At 68.9% G+C, this 19,377-nt stretch carries 10 protein-coding genes; 3 read left to right on the plus strand and 7 right to left on the minus strand.

The window, feature by feature from the left end; genetic code table 11:
- Positions 1 to 8 precede the first annotated feature (8 nt).
- Complete coding sequence (locus ACHFIV_RS07555; RefSeq protein ID WP_398964908.1) at positions 9 to 2,060, plus strand: APC family permease; 2,052 nt, start codon at positions 9 to 11, stop codon at positions 2,058 to 2,060.
- 120 nt (positions 2,061 to 2,180) lie between these two features.
- Positions 2,181 to 3,539 carry a class I SAM-dependent RNA methyltransferase gene (locus ACHFIV_RS07560; protein WP_398964910.1) on the plus strand — a complete coding sequence of 453 codons (1,359 nt, stop codon included), beginning with the start codon at positions 2,181 to 2,183 and terminating at the stop codon, positions 3,537 to 3,539.
- Between the two features lie 620 nt (positions 3,540 to 4,159).
- On the opposite strand, the gene ACHFIV_RS07565 is transcribed toward ACHFIV_RS07560, so the two are convergent.
- The 6 genes from ACHFIV_RS07565 to ACHFIV_RS07590 form a co-directional block, all read right to left on the minus strand.
- Positions 4,160 to 4,552 carry a hypothetical protein gene (locus ACHFIV_RS07565; protein WP_014153392.1) on the minus strand — a complete coding sequence of 131 codons (393 nt, stop codon included), beginning with the start codon at positions 4,550 to 4,552 and terminating at the stop codon, positions 4,160 to 4,162.
- A gap of 12 nt (positions 4,553 to 4,564) precedes the next feature.
- Positions 4,565 to 9,700 (minus strand): DUF6531 domain-containing protein, encoded by a 5,136-nt coding sequence (locus tag ACHFIV_RS07570; protein WP_398964911.1) that lies wholly within the window; start codon positions 9,698 to 9,700, stop codon positions 4,565 to 4,567.
- A gap of 1,396 nt (positions 9,701 to 11,096) precedes the next feature.
- Complete coding sequence (locus ACHFIV_RS07575) at positions 11,097 to 11,366, minus strand: hypothetical protein (protein WP_398964912.1); 270 nt, start codon at positions 11,364 to 11,366, stop codon at positions 11,097 to 11,099.
- A 54-nt stretch (positions 11,367 to 11,420) separates the two neighbouring features.
- Positions 11,421 to 11,870 (minus strand): hypothetical protein, encoded by a 450-nt coding sequence (locus tag ACHFIV_RS07580; protein ID WP_398964914.1) that lies wholly within the window; start codon positions 11,868 to 11,870, stop codon positions 11,421 to 11,423.
- 210 nt (positions 11,871 to 12,080) lie between these two features.
- Positions 12,081 to 13,628: an outer membrane protein assembly factor BamB family protein gene (locus ACHFIV_RS07585; protein WP_398964916.1), complete on the minus strand. Its 1,548-nt coding sequence runs from the start codon at positions 13,626 to 13,628 to the stop codon at positions 12,081 to 12,083.
- A 90-nt stretch (positions 13,629 to 13,718) separates the two neighbouring features.
- A complete protein-coding gene (locus ACHFIV_RS07590; protein ID WP_398964917.1) occupies positions 13,719 to 14,267 on the minus strand; it encodes a hypothetical protein in 549 nt (182 codons plus the stop codon).
- 268 nt (positions 14,268 to 14,535) lie between these two features.
- On the opposite strand from ACHFIV_RS07590, the gene ACHFIV_RS07595 reads away from it, so the two are divergent.
- A complete protein-coding gene (locus ACHFIV_RS07595; protein ID WP_398964919.1) occupies positions 14,536 to 17,595 on the plus strand; it encodes an AfsR/SARP family transcriptional regulator in 3,060 nt (1,019 codons plus the stop codon).
- Between the two features lie 512 nt (positions 17,596 to 18,107).
- On the opposite strand, the gene ACHFIV_RS07600 is transcribed toward ACHFIV_RS07595, so the two are convergent.
- On the minus strand, positions 18,108 to 19,286 hold the full coding sequence (locus ACHFIV_RS07600; RefSeq protein WP_398964921.1) for an amidase domain-containing protein: 1,179 nt from the start codon (positions 19,284 to 19,286) through the stop codon (positions 18,108 to 18,110).
- Positions 19,287 to 19,377 lie beyond the last annotated feature (91 nt).

Genomic DNA, 19,377 nt, shown 5'->3' on the forward strand with positions numbered 1-19,377 from the left:
TCCTCACCGTGTCCAAACTGACCGACGTGCCCAAACGGATCCTGATCGGCCGGGCGCTGCGCAGCGACAAGCTGGGGGAAACGCTCCTCCCCAAGCGCATCGCGCTCCCCGTCTTCGCATCCGACCCGCTGTCCTCCGTTGCGTACGCACCCGGAGAAGTCCTCCTCGTGCTGTCCATCGCGGGCGTGTCGGCGTACCACTTCAGCCCGTGGATCGCGGTGGCGGTCGTGGTCCTGATGTTCACCGTCGTCGCCTCGTACCGGCAGAACGTGCGCGCGTACCCGAGCGGCGGCGGCGACTACGAGGTCGCCAACACCAACCTCGGGCCCAAGGCCGGACTCACCGTCGCCAGCGCCCTCCTCGTCGACTACGTCCTCACCGTCGCCGTGTCGATCTCCTCGGGCGTCGAGAACCTCGGCTCCGCGATCCCCTTCGTCATCGAGCACAAGACGTTCTGCGCCATAGGGGCCATCGTCCTGCTGACGCTGATGAACCTGCGCGGGGTCAAGGAGTCCGGGAAGCTCTTCGCCATCCCGACGTACCTGTTCGTGGCCGGCGTCTTCGCCATGATCCTCTGGGGTGCCTTCCGGGGAGTGGTACTCGGCGACACCATGCACGCCCCGACCTCGGACTACGAGATCAAGCCCGAGCACGAAGGGCTGGCCGGCTTCGCGCTCGTCTTCCTGCTGCTGCGCGCCTTCTCCTCGGGCTGCGCGGCCCTGACCGGCGTCGAGGCGATCAGCAACGGCGTCCCGGCCTTCAGGAAGCCGAAGAGCAAGAACGCCGCGACGACCCTCGCCGCGATGGGCCTGCTGGCCGTCACGATGTTCTGCGGCATCATCGGCCTCGCCATGGCCACCGACGTGAAGATGGCCGAGAACCCGGCGAAGGACCTCCTCCACAACGGTGCCGCGGTCGGCGCGGGCTTCACCCAGGACCCGGTCATCTCCCAGGTCGCCGCAGCGGTCTTCGGGGACGGCACGTTCCTCTTCGTCTTCCTGGCGGCGGCCACCGCCCTCGTGCTCTTCCTGGCCGCGAACACCGCCTACAACGGCTTCCCGCTGCTCGGCTCGATCCTCGCCCAGGACCGCTACCTGCCCCGCCAGCTGCACACCCGTGGCGACCGGCTGGCCTTCTCCAACGGCATCGTGCTGCTCGCGGGGGCCGCGATCCTGCTCGTGTGGATCTACGGGGCCGACTCGACGCGGCTCATCCAGCTCTACATCGTCGGCGTGTTCGTCTCCTTCACCCTCAGCCAGACCGGCATGGTGCGGCACTGGAACCGGCACCTGCGCACCGAGAAGGACCCGGCTAAGCGCCGGCACATGATCCGCTCGCGGGCGATCAACACCTTCGGCGCGTTCTTCACCGGCCTCGTCCTGGTCGTCGTCCTGGCCACCAAGTTCACGCACGGGGCCTGGGTCGCCCTGCTCGGCATGGTGATCTTCTTCGGCACGATGACCGCGATCCGCAAGCACTACGACCGGGTCGCCGAGGAGATCGCCGCGTCCGACACCCCGTCCGACGACACCGTCCGCCCCTCGCGCGTCCACTCGATCGTCCTGGTCTCCCGCATCCACCGCCCCACGCTCCGTGCGCTCGCGTACGCCAAACTGGTGCGCTCGGACCAGCTGGAAGCCCTGTCGATCAGCGTCGACCCGGCGGAGACCAAGGCGCTCAGGGAGGACTGGGAACGGCGGGGCATCGACATCCCGCTGAAGATCCTCGACTCGCCCTACCGGGAAGTGACCCGGCCGGTCATCGAGTACGTCAAGAGCCTGCGCAAGGACCGTCCGCGCGATGTGATCAGCGTCTACATCCCCGAGTACGTCGTCGGCCACTGGTACGAGCACCTGCTGCACAACCAGAGCGCGCTGCGGCTCAAGGGCAGGCTCCTGTTCACACCGGGCGTGATGGTGACGTCGGTGCCCTACCAGCTGGAGTCCTCCGAGGCCGCGAAGGTGCGGGCCCGCAGGCGTGCGGACTGGAACGCTCCGGGTTCGGTCCGCCGGGGCCCCGTCGAACGCCGGCAGCACAAGGAGCCCAACCACAAGGGCTGACGCGGGCGTACCGCTCGTGGTAAGCGGTCGGCCGGCACCCACGTAGACTCGTAGGTTGTTGTCCGGCCGCTTCGCCGTCCGCCGCTCGTCCTTCCCCTTGATCTCTGGAGCCACCCCCTCATGCAGAACGAATCCACCTCGTCGCAGACCGGGGAGCAGCAGGGCGCGGAGTCGCTCGTCGGCCGGGAGTACGAGGTCGAGGTCGGCCCCGTCGCCCACGGCGGCCACTGCATCGCCCGCACCGACGAGGGCCAGGTCCTCTTCGTGCGCCACACCCTCCCCGGCGAGAAGGTCGTCGCCCGGGTCACCGAGGGCGAGAGCGACTCACGCTTCCTGCGCGCCGACGCGGTCACGGTCATCGAGGCCTCCAAGGACCGGGTCGAGGCCCCCTGCCCCTACGCCGGCCCCGGCAAGTGCGGTGGCTGCGACTGGCAGCACGCCAAGCCCGGCGCCCAGCGCCGCCTCAAGGGCGAAGTGATCACCGAGCAGCTCCAGCGCCTCGCCGGCCTCACGCCCGAGGAGGCCGGCTGGGACGGCACGGTCATGCCGGCCGAGGGCGACAAGCTCCCGCCGGGCCAGGTCCCGGCCTGGCGCACCCGCGTCCAGTACGCGATCGACCAGGACGGTCTGGCCGGACTGCGCAAGCACCGCTCGCACGAGGTCCAGCCGATCGACCACTGCATGATCGCCGCCCCCGGCGTGTCCGAGCTCGGCGTCGAGAAGCAGGACTGGCCGCAGATGGCCACGGTGGAGGCCATCGCCGCCACCGGTTCCCACGACCGCCAGGTCATCCTGACCCCGCGGGAGGGCGGCCGGCTGCCGCTCGTGGAGCTGGACAAGCCGGTCTCCGTCCTCCGCGTCGAGGAGAAGGACGGCGGCGTCCACCGCGTCCACGGCCGCGCCTTCGTCCGCGAGCGCGCCGACGACCGCACGTACCGCGTCGGCTCGGGCGGCTTCTGGCAGGTGCACCCCCAGGCGGCCGACACCCTGGTCCGCGCGGTCATGCAGGGCCTGCTGCCCCGCAAGAACGACATGGCGCTCGACCTCTACTCCGGCGTCGGCCTCTTCGCCGGCGCCATCGGCCAGCGCATCGGCGAGAAGGGCGCGGTGCTGGGCATCGAGTCCGGCAAGCGCGCCGTCGAGGACGCCCGGCACAACCTGAAGGACCTGGACCGGGTCCGCATCGAACACGGCAAGGTCGACCAGGTGCTGCCGCGCACGGGCATCACGGAGTGCGACCTGATCGTCCTGGACCCGCCGCGGGCGGGCGCGGGCAAGGCCACGGTCAAGCAACTGGTCGCGCTGGGCGCGCGCCGGATCGCGTACGTGGCCTGCGACCCGGCGGCGCTGGCTCGGGACATCGCTTACTTCCGGGACGGGGGGTACAAGGTGCGGACGCTGCGGGCGTTCGACCTGTTCCCGATGACGCACCACGTGGAGTGCGTGGCGATCCTGGAACCCGTCGCAAAGGGCGCCTGACCTACAGGTTTAGGCGATGTGCGTTATGTGCACTGTGGGCGTTACGGGCGATATCTTGACGCTGAAATGACGCTCTCCGAGGCATCTTGACGCTCATTTGACGCTCGTTCTGATGGAGCGTCAGGCGGCCTGTTGGGCAGGTCAGGCCCTCTGGGGGTGGCGTATATCGATGGGGCGCCGAGGGCGGGCGACGCTCTGCGCAGAGCTGCCGGCTCTCGATGGTCAGTTGTCCCGGAAGACACCGCGCACTTCCATGACCTGCGACGATGCGCGGTTGTAGAGCGTTGACCTGCGTCGACTATCTTTCAGATGTCTCCTGCGCGTGCACGTTGATGCCGGCGAAAGTCCCAGAAAAGACCCAGGGGTCCCTGCAGCCCACGACCGTTCACTGGGCTACACGTGGGCCTTTGTCCTGAGCCGTTGCCGAGGTCTTCCCGGGCCGGTCTCGGGGCTTTCGGGTCCCGCGGTGCAGACAGCTGAGGTCGGTCAAAGAGCGGTCTCCGGGTGGGCAGGGATACCTGCCGCTGGTTGGTAACAGCGGCAGGACGGGTGCTGGTGAGTATGACGATTTCCCTCTGCGGGGATGGATGGCAGTGCACTGCCATCCATCCCCGCCCCCGTTATTCTTTTCTGGCAGACGGGAATGCGCTCTGGCCAGGCGGAGCAGCCGTGCCGATGACTGTCTGGAGGTCGAAGACGAGAACCAGCCAGTACCGCCGCAGAGTCGCGAGTTCGTGGAAGATCTGTCGGGAGATGACTGCTTCCTGCTCCATCGAGCTGTTGGATTCCCGCACAGTCAGAACAACTTGGTAGCGCTCGAACGGGATGCCTTTGTCCTCCTCGTACTCATGCTCCATTTCTAGTTCAAGTGTTGCGTCGCTCAGGCTTGCGACGTAATCCGCGGGCACGTTCACGGCGCGCCGCAGCCTCCCGCCACAAGCCAGCGCTACGTCTGCGACGAGGGCTTCCACAGGGTGACCGGGGTGGATGAAGATGCTGTGGTGGGAGGTCACAGTTCAGCTCCCTCAGGGGTAGGTGATGTCGTAGCCGTCGCCGACTATGCGGATGAAGTCCATCCGTCCGGGCGGATTGTTGCGCAGGAACTTACCCAGCCCCTCTTGTGCCGCTGACTCACTCAGTCCGCTCGCGCGTGCGTCGATGATGGCATGCCTGGCCTGGCCCTTCGCCGAGTTCAACTGGTTCTTCACCGTGTTTGCGGCGGCTCCCGGAACCAAGCTCTTGAACTCCGTCGGCACCCCGTTCACTTCGGAGTCGGCGGTCCTCACTCCTGGCACGGTCGATTCCTTGAGTGCCTTCACGTTCTTGCCCTCGGACACGAGGAGTTCGGCGATGCGCCCTTCGGCGTCGTTGAACGCCTTGGCACTGAGGTCGAGCTTGCCGCGCTTCGGCCCCAGACCCCCAGATTTCATGATGGACGTCTCGGTCTCGTACACACTTCGCCGCCACCCGGTCAGTCCGCCGAGTCCGGTGACGGCGAGCTGTTGGGTGAGTTCGTCGGCTGCTTCGGCGTAGAGGTCGGCGAGTGCGTCGCAGCCTTGTTGGCGGAGCATGTACTCGGCGCGGTAGAGGCGGTAGGCGGGGCGGACGGGGAGGTACTTGTCGAGGAAGGCGCCGGCGCCGCCGTTCTGGCCGGTGACGGCGTCGTAGGCGTCTCCGAGGAACTGGAAGGGTGCCTTCAGCCCCTGGAGGAAGCCCGAGCCGAAGTCGCCGAGGATCGCTCCTGGGCTGTTGGGGTCTTCGGGGGTGAGACCGCTGGGGTCGGTGAGCAGGGTGGGCTGGTTGTCGGCGTAGGCGTACGGGGACATGTAGGGGGTTGAGGCGCCTCGGGGCGCCGGGTCGGTGCTGGTGAAGCGGCCGGTGGCCGGGGTGTATTGGCGGGCGTGGAGGTCGATGTTGCCGGTGGTTGTTTCGTAGCGGGCGCCGGTGTAGGTGGGGGTGCTTGAGGGTGCGCCTCCGGTGACGGTGCCCAGGACGCGGGTGCCGTAGGGGTCGTAGGCCCAGCGCTGGTGGAGGGTGCCTGTGCTGCTGGTGACGTCGAGCGGGGAGCCCTGGGTGTCGTGGTGGTAGTAGAAGACCGCGCCCGTGCCGGTTTTGGTGGCTGCGGGCTGGCCGAGGGGGTCGTAGCGGTACGACTGCTTGACGGTCCAGGCGCTGTCGTACTCGGTGGCGAGGATCGGCAGGGGGGCGTTGGGGTCCCACTGGGTGCGGCTGGTGACCGCGCCGTCCTTGAGCGTCGCGACCTGGTTGCCACTGGCGTCGTGGTCGTAGGCGTAGGTGGCACCTGCCACGGTGGCGGCGGAGATCTGTCCGGCCAGGTCGTAGGTGAAGGTGTTGGCGCCGGCCTTTGTCTGGTTGCCTTCCGCGTCGTACTCGTACGCGGTGGTGGTGGCACCGGCGGTGGTGGAGGTGAGCTGGTCGGCGTCGTCGTAGGCGTAACTGGTGGACGTCGCGCCGAGGGTGGAGGTCAGGCGGTTGCCGACCTTGTCGTAGGTGTAGGACGTGGTGCGGGTGGCGGCGCAGCCGGTGATCCAGGGCTGGGGGTAGCAGCCGGAGGTGAGGCGGCCCGCGGTGTCGTAGGTCTGGTCGTAGCCGCCGGTGCCGACTCCGGCCCGGGTGACGTCGACGCGGGTGGGCAGGCCGGCCGCCGACAGGGTCAGTGCGGTCCTGGTGACCGTCGTGCCCGCCTTGGCGGAGGTGACGGCGGTGACGCGGCCCGCCCGGTCGTAGGTGCGCTCCTCTGTCTCCGTGTTGGGCAGCGCTGTCTTGGTGAGGTTGCCGGCAGCGTCCGAGGTGTAGGTGGTGGTGGCACCGTCGGCCGTCATCGTGGCGGTGCGGCCGTCGTTGTCGTAGGTGTAGCCGATGGTGTTGCCGTCGGAGTACTTGCGGGTGAGCATCTGCCCGGCGGCGTCGTAGGTGTAGGCGAAGCCGCGGGTCTTGGTGAGGTCGCCGACCACGTTGTAGACGAAGTCCTCGGAGATCTTCGCGTTGGCGCGGGCGGTCATCTGTCCGGCGTCGTCGTAGCCGAGGGTGACGTCCGGCGTGGAGTCCGAGTAGTCGATCTTGGTGGCCAGGCCGCGGGCGTCGTACGTTCGGGTGGTGGAGCCGCGGGGCGTCGTCACCTTGACCGGGTTGCTGTCCGCGTCGTACGCGTACGTCGTCGCCCGGTCCAGCGGGTCGGTGACCGACGTCAGGCGGTGCGCCGCGTCGTAACCGTAAGTGGTGACGTGGCTGTTGGCGTCGGTGCGACCGGTCATGTTGCCGACCGTGTCGTAGTCGTAGGTGGTGGCCGCGCCGCCGGGGGCGGTGACGGTGGTCAGCTGGTCGAGCTTGTTGTAGCTGTAGGTGGTGGCGCGTTGGTCGGCGTCCGTGCTCCGGGTGACGTTGCCGACGGCGTCGTACTCGGTTCTGGTCACGTTGCCGAGCGGGTCGGTGACGGCGGTCGGATTGCCCGCCGGGTCGTAGTCGTAGGTGGTGGTGTACTGGGTGGGGGAGGCGCCGGTGACGTTGCCCCGTGGGTCGACGGCGGTGGCCTGGCGGCCGTCGTCGTCGTAGGTCCAGCTCTCTTTGTTGCCCAGGGGCGAAGTGTTGCTGAGCAGGTGCCCGTCGGCGTCGTAGGTGTAGGTGGTGGTCTTGCTCAGCTGGTTGGTGCTGCTGGTCAGCTGGTTGTTCTTGTCGTAGACGGAGAGGGTCGTCTTGCCCGCGGCGTCGGTGACCTTGGTGACGTTGTCGTTGGCGTCGTACGTGTAGCCGGTGGTGTGGCCCAGCTGGTCGGTGTTCACCAGTGGCCTGTTGATCGCGTCGTAGGTCGTGGTGGTGAACGCGCCGGTGGGGCCGGTGACCTTGGTGTTGTTGCCTGCGGCGTCGTAGGCGTAGTTCGTGGTGTGGGCGGCCGGGTCGTTTCCTGTGACGTTGCCGCGCGGGGAGACGCTGGTGAGCAGGCGTCCCACCTTGTCGTAGGTGTAGGTGGTCTTGTTGCCGGCGGCGTCCGTCTCGGAGGCGAGGTGTCCGGCGGCGCTGTAGGTGCGGGTGATGAACTTGCCCGCCGGGTCTGTCGTTCGGGTCAGGTGCCCGGCGTCGTCGTAGGCGAATGCAGTGGTGTCGCCGTCGGGGTTCTTCGCGGTGAGGAGCTGTTCCGCACCGTTGTAGGTGTAGGTCGTGGTGCGGTCCAGCGGGTCGGTGGCCGAGCTGAGCAGCCCTCGCCCGTCGTAGGCGTACGTCGTCGTGTAGGCGGTGGGGTCGGCGCTGGTGGCGTTGCCACGCGGGTCCGTCTTCGTCAGGATCCGCCCGGCCGCGTCGTAGGTGAACGTCGCCTTCTCACCCAGGGGCGTGGTCACCGACGTGCGGTTCCCGGCTGTGTCGTAGCCGTACGTGGTGACCTTGCCCCGCGGCGTCTTCACCGTCTGGATGGCGCCGAGCGTCGTGTACGTGTAGACGGTGGTGCCGCCGAGCGGGTCGGTGGTGGTCGTCAGCTGGTTGGACGTGTTGTACGCGTAGGCCGTCTTGTTGCCGCGGCCGTCGGTATGGCTGGTGATGTTGCCCGAGGAGTCGTACGTCCAGATCTCCTTGTAGACGAGCCCCGACGGCGAACTGCGCGTGAGCATGCGGCCGGCGCTGTCGTACGTCATCGACGTGGTGTTGCCGCGCTGGTCTGTGATGCCCACGGGCCGCAGATTGCGGTCGTAGTCGTAGGTGATGCTCTTGCCGTACGGGTCGATGGTCGACATGAGGACGTTGCCGGAGTACACGTCGGTCCACACGCCGCCGTCGGGCGCCGTGGTGTGCGACTCGCGACGGCCGTCCCAGGTGAAGGTGGTCGTCTTGGTGTTCTGGTCGGTCTGGGAAGTGATCCGGCCCGCGGTGTCGTAGGTGTTGCTGACCTTGCCGCCTGCGGGGTCGGTGTAGGACGACAGCCGCTTGTTCGCGTCATACGTGTAGGAAGAGGTCTTTCCGGCGGGGTCGGTCACCGAGGTCAGCAGACCACCGGTGTAGCCGTAGGACACCGACGTCGTGTCCGGCAGGGCCACCTTGGTCAGGAGCCCGTCCGTGCCGACCGTGAAGGTCGTCGTGCGTCCGGCGGCGTCCTTGACGGAGGCGAGCTTGCCGGACACGTACGTCAGGTTCAGCCCCTTTCCTGCCTTGTCCACGACTGAAACGAGCTGACCACCGCTGGTGAAGGTCCGCTTGGTGTGGTCGGGCGTGGTCAGGATGTAGTCACTGGTGCCCTTGACCAGCTTGGCCGCAGACCCGGCCGGAGCTTTGTACGTTCCGTCGCTGTTCTGAATGAACACGAACGACGCCCCGTCGTCCGCTCGGTAGGTGACCTTTCCCGTTGCGACGGTGAGCTTCGAGTCGAACGGTGTCGCCCAGCCACGGCCCAGCAGGCCCGCCGTGGTCGAGTCGGATCGGTACGTGCGTTCCAGGGCCAGTGGCACACCTGGGCCGACCAGGGACGCGTCCGTGAGCTGCTCGAAGAACATGCCGGTCGCCGTGTTGACCGGGTCTGCACGGTGAGCCTGCGCGTAGCAGGTGCAGATGCCCGCCTGCGCTCCGGGAATGTCAGGTGTGTAGAACGCTTCCACCAGCGGCGAGGTGGTTCCGCCCGGACTCGAAGACCCGTCCGTGCCGGTGAGGAAGATCCAGGCGTAGTACTTCTTGCCGTCCTCGAGATGCCCCCCGAGCGTGCTGCCGCTCCACCAGAAGCACTGGTCGGCGGGGTAGGCGTTGCTCGGCCACCACCCGTAGCACCAGGCGCCGTTGTCGAGGTAGCGGCCCGAAGGGTCACCGGTGGTGCGCTTGATCTCCTGCTGGTGGACGTAGTTCCCCGCCTCGTCGCGGACGTAGAGCCACATCCCGGACACCTTGGACGCGGCCATACCCGCGGGCAACTGCAGTTGCCCGCCGATCGACAGCATCGCCGGGTAGGCGGTGGCGTACGCGCTGACCCATGTCGGATTGCCTGTTGCCTGCGCGCCGAAGGGCGAGGCCGACTTGCCGGCGGCCGGGCCCCGGTCGGCGGGTTCGGTGGGACGGGGGTGCGGTGTGCCGGTCGGCTTTTCTGCGCGCGGGTCGATGTAGTTGTGCATGGGCGACAGCTCGCCCCGGTCGCGCTTCACCTGCTGGCGTCTCTCGGCCAGCGTCATGGCCTTGGGCGGCTTCGGGAGGTCCGAAGCGGTTCTCGCCGCGGCCGTCCGTACGGCAGCCGATGGGGGGATGGAGGTCTGTTGGCCTCCGGGGGATGCCCAGGAGGGGATGACCCCCGCCACGGCCAGGAGAGCCAGAGTCAGGAGTGTTGTGAGGAGTCCTCGCGCTTGTGTGCGCACAGTGCATCACCCGTGAGTAAGTCGTGAACATGGTCGGGGTGATGCTTGATCCAAAAGCGGATCGAACTAACGCACGGCCGTGGATAGGGCTGGATCCCGACGTGTCGCACCGAACGGCGCCCGGAGTGTCCCCTGGTCGCAGGGTCAACCAGCCGCCCCATGATGGGCGATTGGCGTGAACACGCCTTCCTGTCCTGGGGGCGGTAGTTGAACACCCGGAGAGCAGCCGGCCAACCCTGGGTTCCTGTTCGGAGACTGGCGTGATTGTGGCGACTGGTGAGGGAGTGGAAGTGCGCCTCGTTCGCGGACCTCGCTTGTTGTCGACGTGCGGGAGTGGAGCTTCTAGTGGCGCTGTGGCTTCGCGGACCATGATCGGCCGGGTGCCGGCAACTGTCGTTGATGACGCCCTCGACCGGGCGGTCGGTGACTGCCCCGCGGGCCGGCGCGAGGCCGCCGAGGACAGGGCCGGACGCACCGAGGATCACCATCGACGGCAGGGTGCTGACGGGATCGGCTCATCTGGCCGCTACCCACAGGCGCCTGCTCTCCGCGGAGTTCCTCCGTACGGGTGCGGGGTGTCGTCGGCTGGCTGGCATGGCCCGTGATGTTGTTCGGACAGATGGTGCGGGGCACGACAGGTGAGTTGGCGTCCGGAGCAGGCGGGGGCGGACCCGATGGGTGGCATGGCTTCGGCGGCCTGTTCGCCGGCTGTCAGCCATGACGCTCGTTTGACGCTCCAGGCAGCCACACGCAGGACGACGAGCTGAGAAATGGTCTCTGACCTGGTCTTTTCCATCACGACCTCAGGCCGACATCTTTTCGATGACCCGCCATGTGGAGTGCGTCGCGATCCTTGAGCCTGCGGACAAGGGTGCCTGACCTGCCACTTTGTGGTTCGGGTGGGTGGATCGACCTGATTGCCTTTATGCGGCGGGTCAAGCGCACGACTTGGCCCTCGTAGCCCTTTGCCCTGCGATTTCAGCAGGCAGGTCGGGAGTCTCGACCTCACGGACCTCTCCGGCTGGGCCGTGCGGACCGGGCCACTGGTACAGGGCAAGGGACTCCGGTAGGGGGGTGCCGCTGCACTTCCCAGCGGCGGCGGATCCCGGCCCTACTTCATCGGCGGGCCTTGATTCCTGATGTTGAACCCACGAGAGCGGGCCTCGCCAGGGTGCTTCCGGCGAGGCCCGCCGTGCGTGCTCGGGGCGGCTCCTGTTCAGAGCAGGTTGCGTTCCATGAAGGCGTCCGCCTCCTCCCAGTCGATGAAGCGGCAGGACCCGGTGGTCAGGTCGACCGCTACCGGTAGGTTTCCGCCTAGCTGCATGTCCTCGCGTCCGTTGTCGAGATAGTCGATGTGGTCGTAAGGGGCGATGAACTGTCCCCCGTCGGTGAAGCAGTACTCGGGGATGATCCGGACAGAGGAGGACGGTCGGATGACGCTCCAATCGGAAGTCTCAACCCTCCGGACCTCTCCGGCTGCGGCCATGCGGACCGGACCATCGTCACGGGGGGAGGGCCGGCATGGGCGTCCCCTTGCGCCTCACCGCATCAGGAGTGGGCCCGAGGGCTGCACCGTTGCTCGTCGCCCCCGCTCGGCCGAAGGCCCGAACCCGCGCAATTCACCACCGATTAGATGAACGGCCGTCAGGGATGGCGCCTTGATCGGTGGATCGAGGGGCCATCCCTGACGGCCGACCTGCTGGCTCTGCACGGCTTTGGTAACGGCCCCGGCCAGGATCTCGACGCCGAACGCCGCCTGCCGTTCCTGGAAGTAGCCGCCCACACCCACAACCGTGACCCGCTGGGGGCACTGCATGAGCACCCGGTTCAGCGTGAGGACGTCCTGGCCGCCCTGCGGCCCCGCCATGGGCGACAAAGTGTCGAGCACCACCTGCGCGCCCAGGTGGTAGGCGCTGATCACCGAGTCGAGCCTCAGCCCTTCCTCGGCGCGATCAGCGGCCGCCTCCCCGAACGACGGCGGGCCGTTCACTTCCGGCAGTTCCCCGGGCGACCTTCGCCAGCTGGTGTTTCTGTTCGACCCATAGCGACACGAACCAGCGGCCCCGGTCCGGACACACCGTCGCCGAGAGGATCCGCACGTGTCCCGCGTCGATGAGGGTCGGCAGGGTGGTCGATCATCTGCCCGCGTCCGGCACGCGGCACGGTGCCGGTGCCGGACATCAGCGCTCGTAAGGCCCGTTCACGGGACCTCGGGGGCGAAGGACAGCATGCGGGCTGCGGGCCGTGCGTCGTCGCCGTTCACGAACGACGGCGTGATGACGATCCGGCCGTTCGCGTAGGCCAGGTTCCCGGCGAGCATCCCGTACTCCGAGGCCCGGGCCGATGCGGGATGCTGGAGCACCTGTTTGTCCGTGTCCACGCCGCCTGGGCCGAACCGGATGATTGCGCCCGGCCGGCGCAGCGAGGCCGCCTCGTATACGAGCGCGGACGTGCCGCCCTCCGCGTGCAGGGGGTGAAGGGTGCTGTCATCGGACTTCACGCCCCAGACGAACTTCCCGGTGGTGAGGTCGTACGCGCCGACCTGGTCGATGCCCCCCAGGTGGACGGTGTCCTTGCCGACGGCGGTGCCGTCGCAGTTCTGGATGCCCTCGCCCGCGTCCCCCATGTCGGCGCAGTGCTTGAAGCCCTTCTGCCTCGCGTCGATGGTGGTGCGGACCTTTCCGCCGGGTCCCAGGGCGACGACCCGCCAGTTGTCGGTGCGTTCCTCGGCGTGGAGCGTGGTGAAGACGACAGGGGCGACGGAGAGGACCTTGCCGACCTTCCAGCCCGGCTGGGTCCGGAAGCGCCAGGGGACCTTGCCGGTGCGCGGGTCGATTTCACGGAGTTGGCTGTAGGTCCTGCTGCGGTCGGAACTGATCGCGCAGTCGGAGCTCACCAGGAGCCGGGAGCCGCCCGCCACGTCGTCGGGGTGGCACTTCCCAGGGTCTTCCATCGGGATGTCGTAGAGCTTGGCGCCGTCGCCGACCCCGTACGCGGCGGCACTCATGTCCTGCACGACCGCGAGGGTGCCCCCGCTGATGGCGGTGTGCACGACGATCGTGTCGTCCCCGGAGCCGGTCTCGGTGAGCTCCTTGTGCCACCCGGCCTTACCGGTCCGCAGGTCGATCATCTGGAGCTGGTTGCACCGGTTCCCGTTCCGGGCCTGGCTGTTCTTGTACACCAGGACGACCTTGCCGTCAGGGGTCGGGTTGACCGGTGTCTCGCAGACGGGAGCGGGCAACGGCACGCTCCACAGCTCGGCACCGTCCGAGAGCCGGTGGGCGGTGACCTTCCTGTACACCGCCTGGACGACGGTGTCGCCGACGATCCACAGATCGTTGAGATGAATGTTCCGACCGGGCAGATCGGTCCGGTCGTCGACGATCCACGCTGTGGCATCCCCCGGCTCGCGCGCGGCGTTGATCTCCTTCGACGTCGGGATCCGCTTCGGTTCCGGTGTACGGACCGCGGGGGTTCGGGGAGCGGTCGGTGTCCCGGAAGGACGGGCCGCCTTCTCCGCCTCGGGCGCGGTGGAGCCGCTCCACCGGCCGCCGGAGACGGCGTACACCGCTCCACCTGCCACCAGGAGCAGAAGAACGACGGCCGCGGCGATCGCGGGTGTCGTGCCGAAGCGCCTGCGGCGGCCCGGCGGCACCGGAGGGCCGTAGCCCTCCGTGGCGTACGGGTTGCCCGGCACCGGTCGCTGCTCCGGGGGTGGCATGTCCCAGGGCTGTGGCGAGCGAGGCATCAGTCCTCGCCCCGCCGCACTCGGAACGTCACGATCTTTCTCTCCTCATGGCACAGTGGCATGTTCATGATTGGCGGGTATGGGGCGGCCCTAGCCTGCCGCGCGTTCACCGGATGGATCGGCGACCACGATCTCGATGTGCGACGGGGCGTACTTGCGCGCCTTGCGTACCATCTTCGCCAGATCGAATTTGGCACGTGGAACGGCGACATGGATCGGTGCGGGCATGGCCGGGTTCCGCGACGGGCCGACGGCGCCCGCCGGCAAGGTCGCGCCGGGACGCAGGCGTGCGCCGATCAGCGCGAACCTGTCGTTCGGCGGAGTGGCCACGACGAACTGGGTGACGTCCGTCCACGGCAGCAGGACGTGGCCGAACCGGGCGCCGGCTGCGTCGAACTGGAACGCGGTGCGTCGCTTTTCGAACCAGGTGATGATGAAGGGGACCGCCGCGACGATGACCACGCCGCCCTTCATGTCGAGTGCCCAGCCGAGCAGGACGGCGAGTGCTATGACGCCCAGGATCAAGCCCCACAGGCCCGCCTGGTCCTGGGCGGAGAAGGGGTGGGCGACCCGGTAGCGTTCCCATCGCCCACCGCGGCGGGTGGGCTGTGTGCCGGGGGTGCGATTGATGTGCGACATGGTGTTCTTTCTCTCTTGATGTCGTGCCGGCCGGGCGTTGCCGTCCGCAACCTCGCCCGTGAGAGGGCCTGTCGGCTGCCCCTTCCGTCGATGCCCGACCGGTCGGTGACCCATGGGGCAGCTCGACCCCCGTCCGGGCGTCGGCACCGAGGCAACCTGGCAGACTCTTTCGCGACGCGCTGAAATGCCGGTGAAATCCTGCTGATGCGGGGACTTGAGAGCTGCCCCGGCACGGGGCGCACGGGGACGTGGGGACTTCGAAGTGGGCGTGGACGCAGCGGATTCGGGCGCGAGTCCGGTCGATGCGAGGGGGCACCTGCGGATCGACCTGCTCGGGCCGGTCAGGGCCCGACGCGGCGACTCACCGCTCGCGCTCGGACCGGTACGACGGCAGGCGGTTCTCGCCGCCCTGATTCTGCGGGCACCGGCCTTCGTGACATACCGGCAACTCCTCGACGACGTGTGGGGAACCGAACCCCCGGGGACGGGCCACCGGGTCCTGTCGAGCTATGTCTATGCGCTTCGCAAGGCGCTGAACGGGGCGAGCACCGGGCCGGTCCACTCGGTGATTCACGGTGGGCGCGGCGGCTACCGCTTCGTGCCCGGCGGAGCCCGGACCGACCTCGAAGACCTCGTCGAACTGGTCGCCCGTACCCGAGGCGCCAAAGCTGACGGTGACTTCGACGCGGCGCTCGACCACGGCGGCCGGGCCCTGGACCTGCTCCACAGCGAGCCGCTGCCGGGTCTGCCCGGGCCGCTGGCCGACGCGGAGCGGCAGCGGCTGGCACGGCAGCGACGCACGCTGCACCAGGACCGGGCGGAGTGTCTGGTGCTGCTCGGGCGCTACCCGGAGGCCCTGGACGCGCTCATGGCAGCGCCCCTGGCCCGTCCGCACGACGAGCCGCTCGCCGCCCTGCGGATGCGCGCGTTGTACGGCATCGGCCGGCAGGCCGAGGCACTGGCCGTCTACCAGGAGATGCGGCGTCGGCTCCTCGACGAGCTGGGTACGGAGCCCGGAGAGGAACTGCGCGGCGTGCACCAGGCAGTCCTGCGCCGGGACCACCGGCTGCTGCCCACCCCGTCGGCGGGGTCGCCCGCGTCCGGCACCCCGACTCCCCATGACACGCGGCCCGAGGAATCCCCGCCCGGGCAGCGCCTCCCCGACGCATCCGATCATCCGAGCGGCCCCCGCGCCCGTCGGAACGACCTTCCCGGTGACACCGCCTGTCTGGTCGGCCGCGAACGGGAACTCGCCCTGCTCACCGCACCGGTGTCCGCAGAGGGTGTGTCCGTGGTGACGGTCGACGGCACGGCGGGCGTCGGCAAGACCGCCCTGGTGGTACGCGCCGCCTGGGCGCTCGACGACGCCTACCCCGACGGCTGCCTGTTCGTGGACCTGCACACGCACGGCGCCGCCCACGAGAGCCTCGGCCCGCAGCGTGCCCTGCGGCGGCTGCTGCGTGCGGTCCGCGCCGGCGGTGACGAGATCCCGGACGACCTGGATGACGTGACGGACCTGGTCACGGCCTGGCGTGCGGCCACGAGTGCACTACGCCTGCTGCTGGTCGTCGACGACGCCCGCAGTGCCGAGCAGGTGCGCCCGCTCCTCCCCGCCGGGCCGGGGAGCCGGGTCCTGGTCGCAGGCCGGCATCACCTGGCCGGCCTCGACGCCGGTCTACGGCTCACCCTCGAGCCACTCGGCACGGACGAGGCCGTCGGCCTGCTCCGAGAGCTCATCGGGGAGTTCCGCGCGGACCACGAGCCCCGGGCAGCACTCGAGCTTGCCCGGCGTTGCGGCGGACTGCCCCTGGCGCTGCGCATCGCGAGCGCTCGGCTGCAGAACCGCCCGTCCTGGACTCTGGCCTTCCTGGCCGGCCGGATGTCCGACGATGCACGCAGCCTCGGCGAGCTGCGTGCCGAGGACCGCAGCGTGGAAGCCGCCTTCAGGATGTCGTACGACCAGCTCACGCCCGAACAGCGGCGCGGATTCCGCGCACTGGGCCTGGCCCCGACCGCGCGCTTGGACGTGCTGACCCTCGCCGCCATGCTGAGCAACTCCCGTGAGGACGCCGAGACCATCCTGGAAGACCTGGTCGACGCCAGCTTGCTGCAGCAGCCGCATCCCGGCCGCTACAGGCTGCACGATCTCGTACGGGCCCACGCGCGGCGACTCGCCACCGAAGCGCCCGAGGAGGCGGCCGCAGACCGCGCCGCTGTCCTGCACCTCTATACGGCCGCAGGCCGCATCGCCAGCGACTGGGGCCCCGAAGGCTTCTCGACCGGCTCCGACGGCACGGGCGGTTCCCCGTTCCCGACTTGGCGGGAAGCATCGGCATGGCTGAAGGCGGCGGGCGGAGAACTGGTCGACGTGGTGGCCTACGCGGCCGCCGCCGGGCAGTTCGACCACGCCTGCCGGATCGCCGAAGCCCTGGTCGACCACCTGGTCCGCGAGGCTCGGTTCCACGAGTGCCGTGCAGCGCTGGAGCTTGCGCTGCCGTGCGCGGACATGGCCGCCGACCGGCGGATGTCCTCCTCGCTGCGTAACTGCATGGGAATGGTCGACATCTACCAGGGGCGGTTCCGGCAGGCGCACACCTGGTTCACCGAGGCGCGGCGCCATGGCTGCGGCCACGACGATCTGCGGAACCAGGCTCGGACCGTCGCCGGGATGGGGGCCGCGGAGTGGATGCTGGGCGCCATCGAGGACGCGGTTGCTCACCTGAGTGAGGCGGTGGAGCTGGCGGCCCGGCTCGGCGACGGCTGGCTGACCGGGATCGCGCTCTGCAATCTCGGCGCGATCCGATCCCAGCAGGAGCGGCACGAGCAGGCGCTCGAGTACTACACCGTCGCCGTCGCCATCGCCCAAAGGAACGGCCGACCCAGAACGATCAGCAACGCCCTGTGCTTCGCCGCCGATGCCAACCTGGCTCTGGGCCGGCACACGGAGGCCACCGACCTGCTGCGGCGGGCGGTCGAACTGGCCCGCGAGGCCGAAGACCTGCCACTGCACGCGGCGAGCCTGTCCCGTCTCGCCGCTGCGGAACATGTCCGGGGCAGTCTGCACTCTGCTGTCGACATCCACCGTGAAGCCCTGTCCACCCTCACGCAGAGCGCGAGCACATGGCTGGAGATGGAGGTCCGCATCCGTCTCGGTAACACGTACGCGGCGGCCGGCCGTCGCGCGGAGGCGCGGCACGAATACCGGACCGCCCTCTCTCTCCCCGGAGCCGGCGACCATCCCCGGCAGAACCGCATGGCACGCGACGGGCTGAGAGGCGACGACGTGCGCTGCCCGCCCGAAGAGAACATCCCGGGTGGTGACGGGTAGCCAGCGGCGGGAGCCGATGGGCAGGACGCTTTCGTCCTGCGGACCGGACGCAAACACGTCAAGCCCTACCAGCGTGGTGTGGACGGCGCCGCGCTCTGCCGGCTGCTGGTGGCGGTTCGACCCGCCGGTCTGGATGCCGTTGCCCGCCCTGACCGGCAGGGCCAGGCTCCGGGAGCCCGAGTTTCCCGACCTGCTGATGCACGAGAGAGGTGCTCACGTCGGTGACGTCATCAAGGTCTCGCTCCGAAACTCGTGACGCTCGAAGCGGAAGGCCCCGACCTGCGGGCCTCTCGGGCTGGGGGCTGCGGGACTCCGGTGCTCGCGCACCACACCGACTCCTCCAAACCGAGCGCCTCGCCGCTCCCGGCTGCTCCCTCTCCCGGATCGCGGACATGCGTGTCGGCCCGGCCCGGACCCGCGTGACCTGGTCCGACGGCCTCACCGGGCGCCGCGCCACAACGCCCCGCGTCGTCACGGACGCGGGGCGCTGTGGCTCAGGGGGTGGCCGACCGTCAGGTGCGGTAGGCGTAGTACGCGGCGTTCGGGTAGGACGAGATGATGCTCGTCACCGAACGGCGCAGGGTGTTCGTGGAGTGGTACGTCAGGTACGGCACGCCGTCGCGACGGGACGTGACGATCATGGTGTGGTCCTTGGACCCGTCCTTGTCGAAGTCGACCTGGAGGACGTCGCCGACGTCCATCTGGTAGACGTTGGCGAGGCTGGTGGTGCGCTTGGAGTTCTGCGCGAACCAGGACCACTCGTTGACGCCGATGAAGGAGTGCGACTGGATGTCGGCGGTGCCGAACCAGCGCGTGTAGTCGTAGACGTAACCGGGCACGTGCTTCCAGCCGCCGGCCTTGAGCGACTGGCTGACGAAGTTGGTGCAGTCGCCGCCCGCACCGGCCCCGTTGAAGTTGGGGTAGGCCGTGTTGTAGTTCGTCCAGTGCTTCTCCGCGTACGCGGCCATGGCCTTGTAGTCGTACTCGCCGCCGGTGAGGTTCTTGGGGGCGGCCGCCGGGCGCTTCGTGATGGCGGCGCGGGGCGCCGACGGAGTGGTGGTGGTCGTCTTGGCCGCCACGGTGCTGGTCTTCGGCTGGGCGAGCTGGTTGACCGCGAGGTAGCCGTCGCCGGTCTCGCGGATCCTCGTGACCTTCCAGGAACCCTTCTTGTCCGCCTTGAAGGTCAGTTCGTGGCGGGCCTCGAAACCGGTGGTGCCCGGCTCGCCGCCGCTGACCTTCGCGTAGGTCAGGGTGGTGTTCTCGGTGACCACGACGACGGCGGTGCGGCCCTTGACGTCGGTGCTGTCCAGGGTGACCTTGGTGCTGCCGGCGCTGTACTTCTCGCCGTTGCGCGCCAGCCGGTCCTTGCGGTCGTCGAGCTGCTTCCGGGCGGCGTTCTCGGTGCGGCCGATGCCGGAGGACAGCTCCACCTTGCCGGAGAAGCCTTCGGTGAGGGCCTTCTTGCCGCCGTGGCGCGGCTGGTCGACCAGCGCGTGGGTGCGGTCGGTGAAGACCGCGTCGGCCAACCGCTGGAAGGCGGCCCTGGTCTTGGCGTCGACCTGGGGCTCGGCCGTCGTGGAGGCGCCCGCGTTCCAGTTGGGCAGCAGTGCGGCCCCCGCGGCGGCTGTCGCGGCGGCCGCGGCGACTATGGTCGCCCGGCGTCGCGTGTGCTTCAGTTTTCTTGACTTCACTTGCGTTCTTCCCTCTTTTCCCGGCATGGGACCGCCGAGCTAAGCGGCATCTTGGCATGCCTTGTGCAGCTGGTGTGAAGGAGGTGGGGCG

The organism is Streptomyces sp. ALB3, from assembly GCF_044385685.1.
Classification (GTDB): Bacteria; Actinomycetota; Actinomycetes; order Streptomycetales; family Streptomycetaceae; genus Streptomyces.